At 65.6% G+C, this 18,124-nt stretch carries 14 protein-coding genes and 1 riboswitch; of the genes, 6 read left to right on the top strand and 8 right to left on the bottom strand.

Going from position 1 to position 18,124, the window contains the following annotated elements; translation table 11 throughout:
* Window positions 1-83 precede the first annotated feature (83 nt).
* Window positions 84-992 (bottom strand): transcriptional regulator GcvA, encoded by a 909-nt coding sequence (gene gcvA / locus HNP46_RS09485; protein WP_184588093.1) that lies wholly within the window; start codon window positions 990-992, stop codon window positions 84-86.
* Window positions 993-1,219: 227 nt separating this feature from the next.
* Here gcvA and HNP46_RS09480 point away from each other — a divergent pair, with 227 nt between their 5' ends.
* The 6 genes from HNP46_RS09480 to HNP46_RS09455 all read left to right on the top strand — a co-directional run bounded on the left by HNP46_RS09480 (window position 1,220) and on the right by HNP46_RS09455 (window position 9,286).
* A complete protein-coding gene (locus tag HNP46_RS09480) occupies window positions 1,220-2,401 on the top strand; it encodes an acyl-CoA dehydrogenase (RefSeq protein ID WP_038803335.1) in 1,182 nt (393 codons plus the stop codon).
* An 83-nt stretch (window positions 2,402-2,484) separates the two neighbouring features.
* Complete coding sequence (locus HNP46_RS09475; RefSeq protein ID WP_184588091.1) at window positions 2,485-3,705, top strand: CaiB/BaiF CoA transferase family protein; 1,221 nt, start codon at window positions 2,485-2,487, stop codon at window positions 3,703-3,705.
* Window positions 3,706-4,028: 323 nt separating this feature from the next.
* Window positions 4,029-4,140: riboswitch (S-adenosyl-L-homocysteine riboswitch) on the top strand.
* 20 nt (window positions 4,141-4,160) lie between these two features.
* On the top strand, window positions 4,161-5,570 hold the full coding sequence (gene ahcY / locus HNP46_RS09470) for an adenosylhomocysteinase (protein ID WP_184588089.1): 1,410 nt from the start codon (window positions 4,161-4,163) through the stop codon (window positions 5,568-5,570).
* Window positions 5,571-5,628: 58 nt separating this feature from the next.
* Complete coding sequence (locus HNP46_RS09465; protein WP_184588087.1) at window positions 5,629-6,159, top strand: HD domain-containing protein; 531 nt, start codon at window positions 5,629-5,631, stop codon at window positions 6,157-6,159.
* A gap of 54 nt (window positions 6,160-6,213) precedes the next feature.
* A complete protein-coding gene (gene metF / locus HNP46_RS09460; RefSeq protein ID WP_184588085.1) occupies window positions 6,214-7,062 on the top strand; it encodes a methylenetetrahydrofolate reductase [NAD(P)H] in 849 nt (282 codons plus the stop codon).
* A 154-nt stretch (window positions 7,063-7,216) separates the two neighbouring features.
* Window positions 7,217-9,286: a DEAD/DEAH box helicase gene (locus tag HNP46_RS09455; RefSeq protein ID WP_184588083.1), complete on the top strand. Its 2,070-nt coding sequence runs from the start codon at window positions 7,217-7,219 to the stop codon at window positions 9,284-9,286.
* Between the two features lie 299 nt (window positions 9,287-9,585).
* Here HNP46_RS09455 and HNP46_RS09450 read toward each other — a convergent pair whose 3' ends face one another.
* The 7 genes from HNP46_RS09450 to pip all read right to left on the bottom strand — a co-directional run bounded on the left by HNP46_RS09450 (window position 9,586) and on the right by pip (window position 18,110).
* Window positions 9,586-10,320 (bottom strand): amino acid ABC transporter ATP-binding protein, encoded by a 735-nt coding sequence (locus tag HNP46_RS09450; RefSeq protein WP_184588081.1) that lies wholly within the window; start codon window positions 10,318-10,320, stop codon window positions 9,586-9,588.
* Window positions 10,313-11,275 (bottom strand): amino acid ABC transporter permease, encoded by a 963-nt coding sequence (locus tag HNP46_RS09445; protein WP_184588079.1) that lies wholly within the window; start codon window positions 11,273-11,275, stop codon window positions 10,313-10,315. The genes HNP46_RS09450 and HNP46_RS09445 overlap by 8 nt, the downstream gene beginning before the upstream one ends.
* A 73-nt stretch (window positions 11,276-11,348) precedes the next feature.
* Entirely contained in the window at window positions 11,349-12,146 is a 798-nt protein-coding gene (locus HNP46_RS09440; protein ID WP_184588077.1) for a transporter substrate-binding domain-containing protein, read from the bottom strand.
* Window positions 12,147-12,369: 223 nt separating this feature from the next.
* Window positions 12,370-14,943, bottom strand: coding sequence for a glucans biosynthesis glucosyltransferase MdoH (mdoH, locus tag HNP46_RS09435; RefSeq protein WP_184588075.1), 2,574 nt, complete (start codon window positions 14,941-14,943; stop codon window positions 12,370-12,372).
* On the bottom strand, window positions 14,936-16,504 hold the full coding sequence (locus HNP46_RS09430) for a glucan biosynthesis protein G (protein WP_184588073.1): 1,569 nt from the start codon (window positions 16,502-16,504) through the stop codon (window positions 14,936-14,938). Before HNP46_RS09430 ends, mdoH begins: the two co-directional genes overlap by 8 nt.
* 200 nt (window positions 16,505-16,704) lie before the next feature.
* Window positions 16,705-17,142, bottom strand: coding sequence for a D-aminoacyl-tRNA deacylase (gene dtd / locus HNP46_RS09425; RefSeq protein ID WP_184588071.1), 438 nt, complete (start codon window positions 17,140-17,142; stop codon window positions 16,705-16,707).
* Window positions 17,139-18,110, bottom strand: a complete 972-nt coding sequence (pip, locus tag HNP46_RS09420; protein WP_184588069.1) for a prolyl aminopeptidase — start codon at window positions 18,108-18,110, stop codon at window positions 17,139-17,141. The genes dtd and pip overlap by 4 nt, the downstream gene beginning before the upstream one ends.
* Between the last annotated feature and the right edge of the window lie 14 nt (window positions 18,111-18,124).

The following is an 18,124-nucleotide window of genomic DNA, read 5'->3' as shown; positions in this document are numbered from 1 at the left end:
GCGCCTCGTGAGCGCGATGACGGGGAAAGCCCCGCCGGCTGTGCAAGTCTGGACCCGACCGGCGCCTGCCGGCTTGCCATGGCTCAGCCGAGCCCGGCTTCGGCGCGGTAGCGAGCGGCCTCGTCGACCAGCCAGTCGCGGAAGGCGCCCAGGGTCGCCGACTCCACCTTGCGTTCGGGAATCATCAGGTAATAGGCATTTTCGCTCAAATAGGCATGTTGCATCGGCACGATCAGCCGGCCGTCGGCCAGCTCGTGCTGGATCAGCATCGGCGGGATCAGCGCCACGCCCATGCCGTGCATGGCCGCCTGGGCGAGCATGGAAAACAGCTCGTAGCGGGTGCCGCTCATGTCGTGCGCCACGCTCATGCCCAGCGAGCCGAACCACTGGCGCCAGGCGTAGGGCCGGGTGGTCTGCTGCATCAGCGGCAGCTCGGCGATCTGCGCGGCGGACAATTCGCGCTGCCCGCCCAGCAGCTCGGGGCTGCACACCGGCACCGGGTTTTCGTGCATGAGGAAGTTGGCCACCGTACCGGACCACACGCCGTCGCCGAAATACAGCGCGGCGTCGAACTCGGTGTCGGCAAAGAGGAACGGCCGGGTGCGGTTGGTCAGGTTGACCGTGACTTCCGGGTGCAGGCGCTTGAAGTCCTTCAGCCGCGGCAGCAGCCACTGGGTGGCAAAGGTCGGCACCACCGCCAGTTCCAAGGTGCCGCCGCCCTGCTGGCCCATCACCGCCAGGGTGTCGCGCTCCACCGCATCCAGGCGCTGGGCGACGCGACGGCTGTAGTTGAGCCCCGCCTCGGTCAGCTTCACCCCGCGCCGGGAACGGCGGAACAGCTCGACGCCGAGGAACTCCTCCAGCGTGGCGATCTGCCGGCAGATGGCGCTCTGGGTCAGCGACAGCTCGTCGGCGGCCTTGGTGAAGCTCTCGTGGCGGGCGGCGGATTCGAAGGCGACCAGCGCCGCGGTGGTCGGGATCTTGCGTCGCATCGAATGCCTCTTCGGAATATCGAGATGCGCAGGATTCGCCAGGAACGCCTGAAACAGAGGCTGAGCCGAAAATTCCGCAGCAACCCGGCGATTACGGAGTGACAAAATAGCACAACAGCGTGCGAATTAGTCGGTTGCCCGGCTTCCCGACGGCTGACTAGGATGGCCCACACCTAGCCCGCCTAGACTTGTGCGGGTCTTTCACTGTCTGCGTTCGAGGTTTCTCCATGGCGACCAAAGCAAGCTTCAACTGGGAAGATCCGCTGCTGCTGGATCAGCAACTCACCGAAGAAGAGCGCATGGTGCGCGACAGCGCCCAGCAGTTCGCCCAGGACAAGCTGGCCCCGCGCGTGCTGGAAGCCTTCCGCCACGAGCAGACGGACCCGGCGATCTTCCGCGAGATGGGCGAGACCGGCCTGCTCGGCGCGACCATCCCCGAGCAATACGGCGGCAGCGGCCTGAACTACGTGTGCTACGGCCTGATCGCCCGTGAAGTCGAGCGCATCGATTCGGGCTACCGCTCGATGATGAGCGTGCAGTCCTCCCTGGTGATGGTGCCGATCAACGAGTTCGGCAACGAAGCCACCAAGCAGAAATACCTGCCGAAACTGGCCAGCGGCGAATACATCGGCTGCTTCGGCCTGACCGAGCCGGACCACGGTTCCGATCCGGGCTCGATGATCACCCGCGCCAAGAAGGTCGATGGCGGCTACCGCCTGACCGGCGCCAAGATGTGGATCACCAACAGCCCGATCGCCGACGTCTTCGTGGTCTGGGCCAAGGATGACGAAGGCCAGATCCGTGGCTTCGTCCTCGAGAAAGGCTGGGAAGGCCTGTCCGCCCCCGCGATCCACGGCAAGGTCGGCCTGCGTGCCTCGATCACCGGCGAGATCGTGATGAACAACGTGTTCTGCCCGGAAGAGAACGCCTTCCCCGACGTACGCGGCCTGCGCGGCCCGTTCACCTGCCTGAACTCCGCCCGCTACGGCATTTCCTGGGGCGCGCTGGGTGCCGCCGAAGCCTGCTGGCACACCGCTCGCCAGTACACCCTGGACCGCAAGCAATTCGGCCGCCCGCTGGCTGCCAACCAGCTGATCCAGAAGAAACTGGCCGACATGCAGACCGACATCACCCTCGCCCTGCAAGGCTGCCTGCGCCTGGGCCGCATGAAGGACGAAGGCACCGCCGCGGTGGAAATCACCTCGATCATGAAGCGCAACAGCTGCGGCAAGGCCCTGGACATCGCCCGCCTGGCCCGCGACATGCTCGGCGGCAACGGCATCTCCGACGAGTTCGGCGTGGCCCGCCACCTGGTCAACCTGGAAGTGGTGAATACCTACGAAGGTACCCACGACGTCCACGCGCTGATCCTCGGCCGCGCCCAGACCGGTATCCAGGCCTTCTTCTAAGGCAGCCCCGAGCTTCAAGCCGCAAGCTGCAAGCGAAAGCCGCTCAGCTTGTGGCTTGCGGCTTATCGCTTGAGGCTAGACGCATGTCTGCTCTTACCCACATCCGTGTCCTCGACCTCTCCCGCGTTCTCGCCGGCCCCTGGGCCGGGCAGATCCTCGCCGACCTCGGCGCGGAAGTGATCAAGATCGAGCGTCCCGGCAGCGGCGACGACACCCGCGCCTGGGGCCCGCCGTTCCTCAAGGACAGCGAAGGCCGCGACACCAGCGAAGCGGCGTACTACCTGTCGGCGAACCGCAACAAGAAATCCCTGACCATCGACTTCACCCAACCCGAAGGCCAGCGCCTGGTGCGCGAACTCGCCGCCAAGGCCGACATCGTGCTGGAGAACTTCAAGGTCGGCGGGCTGAAGGCCTACGGCCTGGACTACGAATCGCTGAAAGCGCTCAACCCGAAGCTGATCTACTGCTCGATCACCGGCTTCGGCCAGTTCGGTCCCTACGCCAAACGCGCCGGCTACGATTTCATGATCCAGGGCCTGGGCGGCCTGATGAGCCTGACCGGCCGCTCCGACGCCGAAGAAGGCGCCGGCCCGGTGAAGGTCGGCGTGGCGCTGACCGACATCCTCACCGGCCTGTACTCGTCCACCGCGATCCTCGCCGCCCTCGCCCACCGCGACGTCAGCGGCATCGGCCAGCACATCGACATGGCGCTGCTGGACGTGCAGGTCGCCTGCCTGGCCAACCAGACCCTGAACTACCTGACCACCGGCAATCCGCCGCGTCGCCTGGGCAACGCGCACCCGAACATCGTGCCGTACCAGGACTTCCCCACCGCCGATGGCGACTTCATCCTCACCGTCGGCAACGACGGCCAGTTCCGCAAGTTCGCCGAACTGGCAGGCCACCCGGAATGGGCCACCGACGAACGCTTCGCCACCAACAAGGCCCGCGTGGCGCACCGCGAGGTGCTGATCCCGCTGATCCGCCAGTCCACCGTCATGCGCACCACCGCCGAGTGGATTGCCGTGCTGGAACAGGCCAGCGTGCCCTGCGGCCCGATCAACGACCTGGCGCAGGTCTTCGCCGACCCACAGGTGATCGCCCGCGGCCTGCGCGTAGACCTGCCGCACCCGCTGGCCGGCACTGTGCCGCAAGTGGCCAGTCCGATCCGCCTGTCCGAGACACCGGTGGAATACCGCAACGCCCCGCCGACCCTCGGCCAGCACACCCAGGAAATCCTCGAAGGCGTGCTGGGCCTGGACCAGGCCGCCATCGGCAAGCTGCGCGAAGACGGCGTGATCTGAATCCCCGCAAAAACCATCCGTAGGGCGCATAACGCCTCAAGCGTTATCCGCCGACCGTCGGCTCTGAAACCTTGGGACGGCGCATAAAGCGTTCCGCTTTATCCGCCCTACGACTGACAATCGGCGCCCGCCCTCTGCGGGCGCCCCCGATCCCCGCAACGACGCCCGCGCCAGGGTTTTCACGGCCCCTGGCGCGGGCGCGACGGGGATCCCGGACGCGATCCACTGCGCGAACGCGACCAAAAGCCTTTGGCTTGTCATGCGCCATGGCTATAATCCGCAGGCTTCACTAGCGGCCGGCACTGTCCGGTCGTTCCCGCCACCTGTCCGAGGGGCGCTGCAGCAGGTCGATTCGCTTCGGCTTGTCAGGCTCGGATGGGGCGCGTCACGGTCGGTTTCACCGATCGCCAAACGCATCAACGGCGCCCATTCGCAGACAACGAATGGAGTTACGCATGAGCGCTGTTAACACGCCTGCCGGTTTCACCGACTTTAAAGTCGCCGACATTTCCCTGGCCGCCTGGGGCCGCCGCGAGCTGATCATCGCCGAGTCCGAAATGCCGGCACTGATGGGCCTGCGCCGCAAGTACGCCGCCAGCCAGCCGCTCAAGGGCGCGAAGATCCTCGGCTGCATCCACATGACCATCCAGACCGGCGTGCTGATCGAGACGCTGACCGCCCTGGGTGCCGAAGTGCGCTGGTCGTCCTGCAACATCTTCTCCACCCAGGACCAGGCCGCTGCCGCCATCGCTGCCGCCGGCATCCCGGTATTCGCCTGGAAGGGCGAGACGGAAGCTGAGTACGAGTGGTGCATCGAGCAGACCATCCTGAAAGATGGCCAGCCGTGGGACGCCAACATGGTGCTGGACGATGGCGGCGACCTGACCGAAATCCTGCACAAGAAATACCCGCAGATGCTCGAGCGCATCCACGGCGTCACCGAAGAGACCACCACCGGTGTGCACCGTCTGCTCGACATGCTCAAGGCCGGCACCCTGAAAGTCCCGGCGATCAACGTCAACGACGCGGTCACCAAGAGCAAGAACGACAACAAGTACGGCTGCCGTCACAGCCTGAACGACGCCATCAAGCGCGGCACCGACCACCTGCTGTCGGGCAAGCAGGCCCTGGTGATCGGCTACGGCGACGTGGGCAAGGGCTCCGCCCAGTCCCTGCGCCAGGAAGGCATGATCGTCAAGGTTTCCGAAGTCGACCCGATCTGCGCCATGCAGGCCTGCATGGACGGCTTCGAGCTGGTCTCCCCGTACAAGAACGGCCTGAACGACGGCACCGAAGCCAGCGTTGACGCCGCCCTGCTGGGCAAGATCGACCTGATCGTCACCACCACCGGCAACGTCAACGTCTGCGACGCCGGCATGCTCAAGGCGCTGAAGAAGCGCGCCGTGGTGTGCAACATCGGTCACTTCGACAACGAGATCGACACCGCCTTCATGCGCAAGACCTGGGCCTGGGAAGAAGTGAAGCCGCAGGTGCACAAGATCCACCGCACCGGCGCTGGCGATTTCGATCCGGCCAACGACGACTACCTGATCCTGCTGGCCGAAGGCCGCCTGGTGAACCTGGGCAACGCCACCGGCCACCCGAGCCGCATCATGGACGGCTCCTTCGCCAACCAGGTGCTGGCGCAGATCTTCCTGTTCGAGCAGAAGTACGCCGACCTCTCCGCCGAGAAGAAGGCCCAGCGTCTGACCGTCGAAGTACTGCCCAAGAAGCTCGACGAGGAAGTGGCCCTGGAGATGGTCAAAGGCTTCGGTGGCGTGGTCACCCAGCTGACCCCGAAACAGGCCGAGTACATCGGCGTGACCGTGGAAGGCCCGTTCAAGCCGGACACCTACCGCTACTGATGTGCCAGAGGGCAGGCGAGCAATCGTCTGCCCTCTTTGCCATCTGGAAGACCGCCGCATGGACCTGCAGGACAGCTACAACGAAGCCTGGCTCTTCGCCGCCGGCGCACACGCCGGACAGACGCTGACCGCCTCGCCGCTGCCCTACGCGGTCCACCTGGCGATGGTGGCCAATGAAGTGCTGGTCGCCGACCGCGAAGCGCCCATCCAGCGCCTGGCGGAGACGATCCAGATCGCCCTGCTGCACGACGTGCTCGAAGACACCCCGGTGAGCTTCGACCAACTGCAGACGCGTTTCGGCGAGTTCGTCGCCCAGGGTGCCCAGCACCTGAGCAAGGTGGTCGAAGGCGGCAAGCTGCCGCTGGAAACCTACCTGGACAGACTGGCGACCGGCGCGCCGCAGTATGCGATCGTCGAGCTGTGCGACCGGATCACCAACCTGCAGCCGCCACCCTCGACCTGGGCGCGGAGCAAGATCGCCGACTACCACGTGGAGTCGCAGCGCATCCTGGCCGTTCTCGGCCATGCGCACGAGCCCAGCGCCGAGCGACTGCGCGCGAAGATAGACAACTACCGCCGTTACTTCTGAAGTCGACGGCACATGCCGGCAGCCACGCGATGACGCGGCGCCGAAGGAACGACCATGAGTCAGAAAGAACGCCGTTTCAGCTTCGAGTTCTTCCCCGCCAAGACCGAGGCCGGCCATGAAAAACTGCTGGCCACCGCGCGCCAGCTGGCCGCGAAGAAGCCCGACTTCTTCTCCTGCACCTACGGTGCCGGCGGCTCCACCCGTGACCGCACCCTGACTACCGTGCTGCAGCTGGACGGCGAAGTGCAGGTGCCGACCGCACCGCACCTGTCCTGCGTCGGCGACACCAAGGCCGAGCTGCGCGCCCTGCTGGCGCACTACAAGGACTCCGGCATCCGCCGCATCGTCGCCCTGCGCGGCGACCTGCCCTCGGGCATGGGCATGGCCAGTGGCGAGCTGCGCTACGCCAACGAACTGGTGGAATTCATCCGCGCCGAAACCGGCGACCACTTCCACATCGAAGTTGCCGCCTATCCGGAAGTTCACCCGCAAGCGCGCAATTTCGAGGATGATTTGGCGAATTTCGTGCGCAAGGTCAAAGCCGGCGCCGACTCTGCCATCACACAATACTTCTTCAACGCCGACAGCTACTTCCATTTTGTCGAGCGTGCGGAGAAACTCGGTGTCAGCATTCCGGTCGTACCGGGTATCATGCCGATCACCAACTACACCAAACTGGCCCGCTTCTCCGACGCCTGTGGCGCGGAAATCCCTCGTTGGATTCGCAAGCAGCTGGAAGCCTACGGCGACGACATCGCCAGCATCCAGGCCTTTGGTGAGCAGGTCATTACCGATATGTGCGAACGCCTCCTCGAAGGCGGCGCACCGGGTCTGCATTTCTACACCCTGAACCAGGCTGAACCCAGCCTGGCGCTCTGGAACAACCTCAAGCTCCCCCGCTGAGGATCATTGCTCCGGGCTTACCGTCCGCGATCCCGGCCAGCGCAACGCCGGCGTATCGTGGACGGGGTGCTTCCAGCCAACGGCTGAGCGCTCGCCCCGAGCTTGAAATCACGCGCCCTCGAGCCGGCAGGTTGCCGGCCTACAGGAACCCCGCATGTCCTTTACTTCCCTCGGTCTCTCCGAGGCCCTGGCTGGCGCCGTTGAAGCCGCCGGCTACGCGCGCCCCACTCCCGTTCAGGAACGCGCCATCCCCGCCGTACTGCAAGGCCGCGACCTCATGGTTGCCGCCCAGACCGGCACCGGCAAGACCGGCGGCTTTGCCCTCCCGGTCCTCGAACGCCTGTTCCCCGAAGGCCACCCGGACCGCGAACACCGCCACGGCCCGCGCCAGGCCCGCGTCCTGGTACTGACCCCGACCCGCGAGCTGGCTGCCCAGGTGCATGACAGCTTCAAGGTCTACGCCCGCGACCTGCCCCTGAAGAGCGCCTGCATCTTCGGCGGCGTCGGCATGAATCCGCAGGTGCAGGCCATGTCCAAGGGCGTCGACGTGCTCGTCGCCTGCCCCGGCCGCCTGCTCGACCTGATCGGTCAGGGCAGCGTCGACCTGTCCCGCGTGGAAATCCTCGTCCTCGACGAAGCCGACCGCATGCTCGACATGGGCTTCATCCACGATGTGAAGAAGGTCCTCGCCAAGCTGCCGGCCAAGCGCCAGAACCTGCTGTTCTCGGCGACCTTCTCGAAAGACATCATCGACCTCACCAACAAGCTGCTGCACAACCCGGAGCGCATCGAGGTCACCCCGCCGAACACCACCGTCGAGCGTATCGAACAGCGCGTGTTCCGCATTCCGTCCGTACAGAAGCGCGCCCTGCTGGCGCACCTGGTGACCATGGGCGCCTGGGAGCAGGTGCTGGTGTTCACCCGCACCAAGCACGGCGCCAACCGCCTGGCCGAGTACCTGACCAAGCACGGCCTGCCGGCTGCCGCGATCCACGGCAACAAGAGCCAGAATGCGCGCACCAAGGCCCTGGCCGACTTCAAGGCCAACGATGTACGCATCCTGGTCGCTACCGACATCGCCGCCCGCGGCCTGGACATCGACCAGCTGCCCCACGTGGTCAACTACGAGCTGCCCAACGTCGAGGAAGACTACGTCCACCGCATCGGCCGTACCGGCCGCGCCGGTCGTACCGGTGAAGCCATCTCGCTGGTGGCGCCGGACGAGGACAAGCTGCTCAAGGCCATCGAGCGCCTGACCAAGCAGCGCATCCCCGATGGCGACATGCAGGGCTTCGACCCCGACAGCGTGCTGCCGGAAGCCCAGCAGCCCGAGCCGAAGGAAGCCCCGCAGCGCCAGCCGCGCAAGGACAAGGCCAAGCGCGGCGAGCGCAAGGACCGCAACAAGGACAAGCCGCAACAGCCGCACGCCGAAGAGCAGCAGAACGCCGCGCCCAGCGCTGAAGGCGAAGCCGCCGACGGCGACAAGCCGGCCGGCAAGCGCCGCCGTCGTGGCGGTCGCGGCAAGAAGAAGGGCGACGGCCAGGGCAGCGATGCTCAGCCGAATGCCAACGCCCAGGCTCGCGAGCCGCGCGAACCCCGTCAGCCGCGCCAGCAGGAGCAGGGCCGCCAGCAGCAGGCCAGACCGGCTCGCGCACCGAAGGCCGAGGCCAACGGCAATCGCGATCCGGAAGAATTCCTCGACGACGACTTCGACAACTTCGGCAACCGCGCCGACTACGTCAGCCCGTTCCCGGACAAGGACCAGCCTCGCGGCCAACGCCGCCGTGGCGGCCAGGGCCAGGGTCAAGCCCAAGGCCAGAACCAGGGCCAGGGCCAGCAACGCGCTCGTGGCCAGGGTGGTCAGGGCGGCGGCCAGGGCGGAAGCGGCCAAGGCCGTGGCCAGGGTCAAGGTCAAGGTCAGGGCCGTGCCGCCAAGAAGCCTAACGGCGGCGGTCGCACCCAGGGTCAAGGCCAGGGCGGCAACGCCCAGGGCAAGGCCGGCCAGCGCAAGCGCGGTGGCAAAGCTCCGGCTTCGCGCATGAACGACGCCCCGCTGCGCGAGCCGAGCGAGTACGGCGCCGCGAAGCCGACCCGCCAGCCGGTGGTGATCAACAAGCGCGATCTGGTCCGCACCGACCGCTTCCCGACGCCGGAGCAGCTCGAAGAGCTGGAACCGCGCCGCAAGACCGAGCGTCCCGCGCTGCTGACCCGCAACCGCGACTGATGCTGTGCAAGAAACCGCCCTTCGGGGCGGTTTCTTTTTGCCCGCGGTTTGCCTCCGCACAGATGGCTTTTTTGTAGGAGCAAGCTTGCTCGCGAACCAGCCCCCTGCCATTGCCGTTCGCGAGCAAGCTCGCTCCTACAAGCGCAAGAGCCGACCGTGAGCGTAGGAGCGGACTCCGTCCGCGATGGCTTCCGACGCGATGCGGACCTATCGCGGACAGAGTCCGCTCCTACGGGCACCGCCGTTGCACGGACATGAAAAAGCCGCCCGAAGGCGGCTTTTTCAGCAAGGCCCGAAACTCACAGCACCTGCCGCAGGAAGCTCTGCGCGCGCGGGTCCCTGGGCTGGGCGAAGAACTCCGCCGGGGCGGCATCCTCCAGCAGCTTGCCGTGGTCGAAGAACAGCACGCGGTCCGCCACTTCGCGGGCGAAGCCCATTTCGTGGGTCACGCAGACCATGGTCATGCCTTCCAGCGCCAGGGTCTTCATCACGTCCAGCACCTCGCCGACCATTTCCGGGTCGAGCGCCGAGGTGGGTTCGTCGAACAGCATCACCTTCGGCTCCATGCACAGCGCGCGGGCGATCGCCACGCGCTGCTGCTGGCCGCCGGAGAGACGCGAGGGATATTCGTTGGCCTTCTGACCGATGCCGACCTTTTCCAGCAGCGCACGGGCCTTGGCCTCGCGCTCGGCCTTGCCGCGCTTGCGCACGACTTTCTGCGCCAGGCACAGGTTTTCCAGCACGGTCATGTGCGGGAACAGGTTGAAGTGCTGGAACACCATGCCGACTTCGCGGCGGTAGGCGTTGATGTCGGTCTTCGGGTTGGACAGATCGACGCCGTCGATGCTCACCGAACCCGAGTCGAACTCCTCCAGGCCGTTCAGGCAGCGCAGGAAGGTGGACTTGCCCGAACCGGACGGCCCGATCACCACCACCACTTCGCCCTTGGCCACGCCGGTGGTGACATCGTCCACCGCGCGCACGACCTGCCCGCGGGTGTCGAAGACCTTGGTCAGGTTACGCACTTCAATCACTTTGGCCGAGCCTCCGCTCCAGGCGCCCCGCCAGATGCGACAGCGGCAGGTTGATGACGAGGTAGAGCGCGGCGACGCAGAACCAGATCTCGAAGGTGGAGAACGAGGTGGTGATCGCCTCGCGGCCGCTCTTGGTCAGCTCGGTGATGGCGATCACCGAGACCAGGGACGTGTCCTTGACCAGGCTGATGAACTGCCCGGCCAGCGGCGGCAGCACGCGCTTGAAGGCCTGCGGCAGGATCACGTGGCGCATCGACTGCGCGGCGTTAAGGCCCAGGGAACGCGCGGCCTCGTCCTGGCCGCGGGCGATGGACTGCACGCCGGCGCGGACGATCTCGGCCACGTAGGCGCCGGTGAACAGCGCCAGCGCGGCGACCCCGGCGAACTCGCGGGAGAGGTTCAGCACGGTGCCGATGAAGAAGTAGAAGATGAATATCTGCACCAGCAGCGGCGTGCCGCGCACCAGCTCGACGTAGAGGGTCGAGAGGTCGTGCAGGGTGGGGTTCTTCGACAACCGGCAGAGACCGGTGAACAGGCCGATGAACAGGCCGAACGCGCCGGACACGAAGGAGATCCACAGCGTCGTCCACAGCCCCCAGGCCAGCGGACCGGCGGCCCAGTGGCGGGTCGAGCCGACCACATCGCCTTCGGCAACGTCGTCGTTCTCGGAGAACTGCAGGCTGTCGGCAGCCACGCTCAGCACCTGCTGCTGGCCGTCTTCGTCCACCAGGGTGACGCGGGCGTCGCTGCCCTGCTCCTCGATCTTCTCCACCCGCGAGATGCTGTCGGCCCGCTGCGGCTCCTCCGCCTGGTAGGCGAAGTACTGCGGGACGCGGTTCCAGCGCCACTCGTAGGAGATCAGCGAAGTGGAGTACCAGAGGGCCAGGCCGATCAGCAACAGGATCAGTCCGGTCAGCCCGTGCCAGGGCCAGGTTGCGCGTTTCGTTCTAGCCACGAATCTCTACCGTGAAAATGCGAACGCGCAGGCTTGTGGCCTGCGCGTCGGGTCAACCAGTTTCAGACGTGGATTATTCCATGTCCTTGAGCCAGTCGGTGTTCTTGAACCACTTGTCATGCAGGCGATCGTAGGTGCCGTCTTCGCGGATCTGCTTGAGGAAGTTGTTGATGAAGTTGATCGAGTCGTAGTCGCCCTTCTTCAGGCCGAAGGCCAGCGGCTCGTAGGTGAACGGCTGATCCAGGTGCACCAGCTTGCCGGCGCCGAACTTGCTCACGCCGACGACGTTGTAGGGCGAGTCGTAGATGAAGGCGTCGGCCTTGCCGTTGACCACGTCCATGACCGCTTCGGGCTCGTTGTCGAAACCGTGGTACTGGGCCTTGGACAGCTGCTTCTTGGCAACGAACTCGCCGGTGGTGCCGATCTTCGAGGTGATGCGGTATTTCGCGTCGTTCAGGTCCTTGTAGGACTTGATCTCGCCTTGCAGCTCCTTGCGGATCAGCAGGGTCTGGCCGACCACGATGAAGGGATCGGAGAAGTTCAGGCGCAGGTTGCGTTCCTGGGTCAGGGTCATGCCCGAGCCGATCATGTCGAACTTGTCGGTGAGCAGGGCCGGGATGATGCCGTCGTAACCGGTGGAGACCAGCTCCAGCTTGACGTTCATGGACTTGGCCATGGCCTTGAGCAGGTCCACTTCGAAGCCGACGATCTGACCGCGCTTGTTGGTCATCTCGAACGGCATGTAGGTCGGGTCCATGCCCACACGCAGGGTGCCGCGCTTGGCCGCTTCATCGATGGCGCCGGCCTGGGCCGCACTCACGCTGACCAGGGCGCAGACGCCCATCACCAGCGATGCCAGATATTTTTTCATCCCCAAACTCCCAAGCAAGTGAAAGAACTTGTTGTTTTTTCCAGCGATCGAACCGGGCGCGCCAAGGCGGGCCGTGCACGGAAGGGTGCGAAGCGTACCCCATGCGGCGGATATCTCAATCATTTCTGGATAGCTGGCGAAGGGTACCAGCAGCGGTGCGCGGGGAAAACAGGGGAAACCGGCCAGTCGCCCTCATCCCTGGCGGGACAAGGGCGACGCGGGGTCAGGATTGCGCGGCAGGCAGCGCCATCGCGCTCTGCTCGGCGACCGGCGCCAGGGGCACCGCCGGAGCGTGGGCGTCGGCCTGCAGCGATTGCCGCCAGGGACCGATCCACTGTTCCTTGTCACCCTGCCAGAGCGCCAGGTGCAGGCGCGACAGCGCCACCGGATCGCTCAGCAGCGCCAGGCGGCGATTGCCGTCGAGCTGCTCGGGACCGGCTTCCAGCGCCTTCTCGACCAGCGCGGTGCGGGTCGCTTCGATGGCGGCGGACTGGCCGTGGCGGGCGGTGCCCATGGCGCAGGCCAGGGCGTTCAGCACCGGGTCGACGGCGGAGCGGACGAAGCCGTCCTTCAGCGCCTGCCAGCGATTCTGGTAGGTGTACTCGTCGGTGGCACGCAGCTCGCGCGGGGTGTCGTATTCCTCGGGGATCAGGAACAGCTTCTCGTCGCGCGAGGCCAGGCCCAGTTTGACCCGGCTGCTGATCACCGAGACCGGGATCGACAGCATCAGCGCGCCGACGATGGGCGACAGCCACCACAGGAAGCGCGGGTTGAGCCAGGCCACCAGCAGCGCCCAGCACAGGCCCAGCAGGGTCTGCAGGCCGTGGCGACGGATCGCCTCGCTCCAGGGGGTGTCATCATCGTCACGCTGCGGCGACTTCCACTGGGCTTCCCAGCCGAGGAACGCGGCCAGCACGAAGCGGGTGTGGAAGAGCATGCGCACCGGGGCGAGCAGCACGGAGAAGAACATCTCCAGCAGCATGCTCAGGGTCACCTTGATCACACCGCCGTAGCCCTTGGCGCCCTTGGCCCAGATCAGCATGACGCTGAGCAGCTTGGGCAGGAACAGCAGGGTCAGGGTGGTGGAGAACAGGGCGATGGCCTTTTCCGGGTGCCACTGCGGCCAGATCGGGAACAGCTGGCGCGGCTCCAGGAAGTACTGCGGCTCCATCAACTGGTGCACCGCCAGCAGCGCAGTGGATAGCACCAGGAAGAAGAACCACAGCGGCGCCGACAGGTAGGACATCACGCCGGTGAGGAACACCGCGCGGTGCACCGGGTGCATGCCCTTGACCAGGAACAGCCGGAAGTTCATCAGGTTGCCGTGGCACCAGCGGCGGTCGCGCTTGAGCTCATCCAGCAGGTTGGGCGGCAATTCCTCGTAGCTGCCTTCGAGGTCGTAGGCGATCCACACGCCCCAGCCGGCGCGGCGCATCAGCGCAGCTTCGACGAAGTCGTGGGAGAGGATCGCACCGGCGAAGGAGCCCTTGCCCGGCAGAGGCGCCAGGGCGCAGTGCTCGATGAAGGGTTTCACCCGGATGATCGCGTTGTGGCCCCAGTAGTGGGATTCGCCCAGCTGCCAGAAGTGCAGGCCGGCGGTAAACAGCGGGCCGTAGACGCGGGTGGCGAACTGCTGCATGCGCGCATAGAGGGTGTCCATGCCCGACGCCTTGGGCGCGGTCTGGATGATCCCGGCCTCGGGGTTGGCCTCCATCAGGCGCACCAGCTTGGTCAGGCAGTCGCCGCTCATCACGCTGTCGGCGTCCATGACGACCATGTACTTGTACTGGCCGCCCCAGCGCCGGCAGAAGTCGTCGATGTTGCCGCTCTTGCGCTTCACCCGGCGCCGGCGGCGACGGTAGAAGATGCGACCGAAGCCCAGGGCTTCCTTGCACAGCTCGATCCAGGCCTTTTCTTCGGCCATGGCGATGTCGGGCTGGTTGGTGTCGCTGAGCACGAAGAAGTCGAAGCGATCCAGCTCGCCGCTGGCCGCCACCGACTCGTAGGTCGCCCGCAGGCCGGCGAAGACGCGCGGTACGTCCTCGTTGCAGATCGGCATGACGATGGCGGTACGCGCATCGGCGGCGATCGGCTCGCTGCCGGCGCTGCTGCCGGAGATGCGGTAGCGGTCACGGCCGGTGAGCAGTTCCCAGAAGCCCATCAGGGCGGTCCAGAAACCGGCGGAAACCCAGCAGAAGAGAATGGCGAAGAGCGCCAGCACGCCGAACTGGATGGCGTAGGGCAGCACCTGTTCCAGGGTCTGCAGGAAGGTTTGGCGGTTGATCTCTTCCAGGTCGACGAAGGCCCAGCCCTGGTAGGGCAGGATGCCTTTCATGTAGTAGGTGGCCACGCTGGTCTGGCCGAGCATGAGCAGGACCAGGATGAACCGACGCAGCGAACCGACCCGCTGCCAGCGCGCCTTGGGCAGGTCGCGGGCGGGCTTGGCCGGGTTGCTGCGGCCGGTCAGGCGACGCCAGCCGCGCATGATCGGGTTGGTGCGCCAGGGCTCGGGAATCACCTTGGTGCGCTGGATCGGCGGCGCGGCCTTGAGGTAGGTGCGGCCGTTGTCGTCCATGCCCAGCATCTGGGCGTCGTCCAGGTCCTGGCCGTAGCCGTGGCGCAGACGCGCACCGACCGAAGCCAGCGCAGCGTCATCGCCCTGGGCGTCGCCAGCGAGCTGCTCGTGCAGCTCGCTGAAGGAACCGGCCTGGGCCAGCTGCTCACGCTCCTGCGCCGAAAGGGGCAGGTGCGCGAGGTAGTCGGCCACCGGCGCGGTGGTAGCGGTGGAGTTATTCATCGGCAGGCAGCTGGTAGCTCCAGGTTTCGGAAATGGTCTGGCCACCGTTGACCAGGGCGGCACGCATTTCCGTCGGCTTCTTCGGATCCTTGACCTTGATCCGCAGAGTCAGACGCCAGCCCTGGGTCACTGCGTTGTAGCGCAGGCTGTTTTCCTTCACTTCGGCGTTGTCGTCGGTGCTCACCTGGGTGGTCACCGGGGCATCGCCGGCCAGCGCCTTGAGGGTCGGGCCGACGAAGTCGACGACCAGGGCGACGCTGCCGTCCGGCTGGCGGATCAGGTTCTTCTGCTTCACGTCGCCGACCGAGCGCAGGGTCTGCATGACCCAGGCGTTCTTGGCGTCGTGCAAGGCTTCCTCGTCCTTGGTCCAGCGCATGCGATAGGCGATGTCCAGCGGCTCGCCGGCTTCCGGGCGCTTCTCGGGGTTCCAGAAGGCCACGATGTTGTCGTTGGTCTCGTCCGGAGTCGGGATTTCCACCAGTTCGACGGTGCCCTTGCCCCAGTCGCCCTGCGGCTCGATCCAGGCGGACGGACGCAGGTCGTAACGGTCGTCGAGGTCTTCGTAGCGGGAGAACTCGCGGCCGCGCTGCAGCAGGCCGAAGCCTTTCGGGTTCTCGACGCTGTAGGCGCTGACGGACAGGTGTTTGGGGTTGTTCAGCGGACGCCAGATCCACTCGTCGTTGCCGGCATGGATCTGCAGGCCGGTGGAGTCATGCAGCTCCGGACGGAAGTTGTGCTCCGCCGACGGCTGGTTGGAGCCGAACAGGAACATGCTGGTCAGCGGCGCCAGGCCCAGCTTGGAGACCTTGTCGCGCAGGTACACGCGGGCCTTCACATCGACCACGGTGTCGTTGCCCGGACGGATGGTGAAGCGGTACGCGCCGGTCGCACGGGGCGAATCCAGCAGCGCGAAGATCACCAGGTGCTTGTCCTTGGGCTTGGGCTTCTCGATCCAGAACTCGCGGAAGCGCGGGAATTCCTCACCCGACGGCAGCGCGGTGTCCAGCGCCAGGCCACGGGCGGAGAGGCCCCACCACTGGTCCTTGCCGATGATGCGGAAGTAGCTCGCCCCGAGGAAGGTGGCGATCTCGTCCTGCTTGTCGGCAGAGTTGATCGGGTACAGCAGGCGGAAGCCGGCGTAACCCAGGTCCTTGGTGGCATTGGCGTCGAATTTCAGCGAACCGAAGTCGAAACGCGAGGGATCGTACTTGATCTCCTTGACGTCGGTGGCGGTGACTTCGTTGATCTTCACCGGGGTATCGAAGTGCATGCCCTGGTGATAGAAACTGATCTTGAAGGGGGTCTTCTCGTCAGCCCAGTAGGCCTTCTCGTTACGGAAGCGAATCTGCTGGTAATCGGCGAACTTCATTTCGCTGAATTCCGATGGCAGGTTGCTCGTCGGTGCGCTGTACTTCTCTGCAGCCAGCGCCTTGGCCTTTTCGCCAACGTCGTCGAGATTGAAGGCCCAGGCATGGGTAGCGCTCAACGCCAACAGGGCGGAGCCGACCAGTCCGCGAAGGATTTGGCGCGAAAGCGGTTGTTGAACGGAACGGAAAATCACGAGTCCCCCTCGTCCGTGAACACAAAACGATTAAAGCCAGCAAAGGCGATGCCAATCTGCTGGCGATTGAATTCCGACCCCGGTGAGGCTGAATGATTCCCCGATATTTTCCACGGGTACTTCCGACTCCCGGAGGCGCATTGTTCTAAGTGCATAGCCCTAACCATCATCCCACGGCGATATGACAAGCTGCCGCGCGTTCAAGCCTCCAGAAGAAAGGTCACCGGTCCGTCATTGACCAGGTGGACCTGCATGTTGGCGCCGAAACGTCCGGTGGCGACCAGGGAATGACGCTCTCGTGCCTTTGCCACGAGCAGATCGAACAACGCGGCGCCCTTTTCAGGGGGCGCCGCGCTGGAAAAACTCGGCCGCAGTCCCTTGCGGGTATCCGCGGCCAGGGTGAACTGCGACACCAGCAGCAGGCCGCCGCCGACATCGCTCAATGAAAGGTTCATTTTACCTTCATCGTCGGCAAACACTCGATAGTTAAGCAGCTTGTGCAACAAACGGTTCACCGATTCCTCATCATCCTGGGGCTCTACCCCCACCAGGGCCAGCAGCCCCTGATCGATGGCACCGACAATTTCGCCGTCGACCTCGACACGGGCGCCGCGCACGCGCTGGATCAGTCCCTTCATTCCGCCTCCGGCGGCAGGTTCAGCAGGCGCCGGCCGATTTCGTTGGTGGCGCGCACCAGTGCATCGGCAATGCCCGGCTCGCCGGCCACGTGACCGGCGTCGCGGACGATCTGCAGTTCGCTGTTGGGCCAGGCCTTGTGCAGCGCCCAGGCGTTGTCCAGCGGGCAGACCACATCGTAGCGGCCGTGGACGATCACGCCCGGCAAGTGGGCGATCTTGTGCATGTCGCGCAGCAGCTGGTCCGGTTCGAGGAAGCCGTCATTGACGAAGTAGTGGTTCTCGATGCGGGCAATCGACAGCGAACGGTGTGGGTCGGCGAAGCGATCGACCACTGCCGGGTTCGGCCGCAGCGTGGCGGTGCGCCCTTCCCAGGTGGACCAGGCACGGGCCGCATGCATCTGGGCGATCTGGTCGGCGCCGGTCAGGCGGCGGTGGAAGGCGTGCAGCAGGTCGTCGTGCTCGTCAGCGGGAATCGGCGCCAGGTAGTCTTCCCAGTAGTCGGGGAACAGGCGGCTCGCGCCTTCCTGGTAGAACCAGCGGATTTCCTGCGGGCGGCAGAGGAAGATGCCGCGCACGATCAGCGCCAGCACGCGCTCCGGGTGGGTCTGGGCGTAGGCCAGTGACAGGGTCGAGCCCCAGGAGCCGCCGAACAGCACCCACTTGTCGATGCCCAGTTGCTCGCGGATGCGCTCGATGTCCTGCACCAGGTGCCAGGTGGTGTTGTTCTCCAGGCTGGCGTAGGGCGTGGAACGGCCGCAGCCGCGCTGGTCGAAGGTGACGATGCGGTAGATATTGGGATCGAAGAAGCGCCGCGACATGGCATCGCAACCGGAGCCCGGGCCGCCATGGATGAACAGGACCGGCAATCCGTCGGGCGTGCCGCTCTCGTCCACATAGAGGACGTGGGGCGCTTCGACGGCCAGTTCGTGGCGGGCGTAAGGCTTGATTTCCGGATACAAAGTTTGCATGGCTCGCTCCTGGA

This window comes from Pseudomonas nitroreducens, assembly GCF_014204515.1.
GTDB lineage: Bacteria > Pseudomonadota > Gammaproteobacteria > Pseudomonadales > Pseudomonadaceae > Pseudomonas > Pseudomonas nitritireducens_A.
The sequence above is the reverse complement of the archived record's forward strand: the minus strand, read 5'-3'. Positions and strand labels throughout refer to the sequence as shown.

Coding starts and splice junctions, on each gene's coding strand:
- gcvA (WP_184588093.1), bottom strand. CDS start 992: ATGCGACGCAAGATCCCGACCACCGCGGCGCTGGTCGCCTTCGAATCC.
- HNP46_RS09480 (WP_038803335.1), top strand. CDS start 1,220: ATGGCGACCAAAGCAAGCTTCAACTGGGAAGATCCGCTGCTGCTGGAT.
- HNP46_RS09475 (WP_184588091.1), top strand. CDS start 2,485: ATGTCTGCTCTTACCCACATCCGTGTCCTCGACCTCTCCCGCGTTCTC.
- ahcY (WP_184588089.1), top strand. CDS start 4,161: ATGAGCGCTGTTAACACGCCTGCCGGTTTCACCGACTTTAAAGTCGCC.
- HNP46_RS09465 (WP_184588087.1), top strand. CDS start 5,629: ATGGACCTGCAGGACAGCTACAACGAAGCCTGGCTCTTCGCCGCCGGC.
- metF (WP_184588085.1), top strand. CDS start 6,214: ATGAGTCAGAAAGAACGCCGTTTCAGCTTCGAGTTCTTCCCCGCCAAG.
- HNP46_RS09455 (WP_184588083.1), top strand. CDS start 7,217: ATGTCCTTTACTTCCCTCGGTCTCTCCGAGGCCCTGGCTGGCGCCGTT.
- HNP46_RS09440 (WP_184588077.1), bottom strand. CDS start 12,146: ATGAAAAAATATCTGGCATCGCTGGTGATGGGCGTCTGCGCCCTGGTC.
- mdoH (WP_184588075.1), bottom strand. CDS start 14,943: ATGAATAACTCCACCGCTACCACCGCGCCGGTGGCCGACTACCTCGCG.
- dtd (WP_184588071.1), bottom strand. CDS start 17,142: ATGAAGGGACTGATCCAGCGCGTGCGCGGCGCCCGTGTCGAGGTCGAC.
- pip (WP_184588069.1), bottom strand. CDS start 18,110: ATGCAAACTTTGTATCCGGAAATCAAGCCTTACGCCCGCCACGAACTG.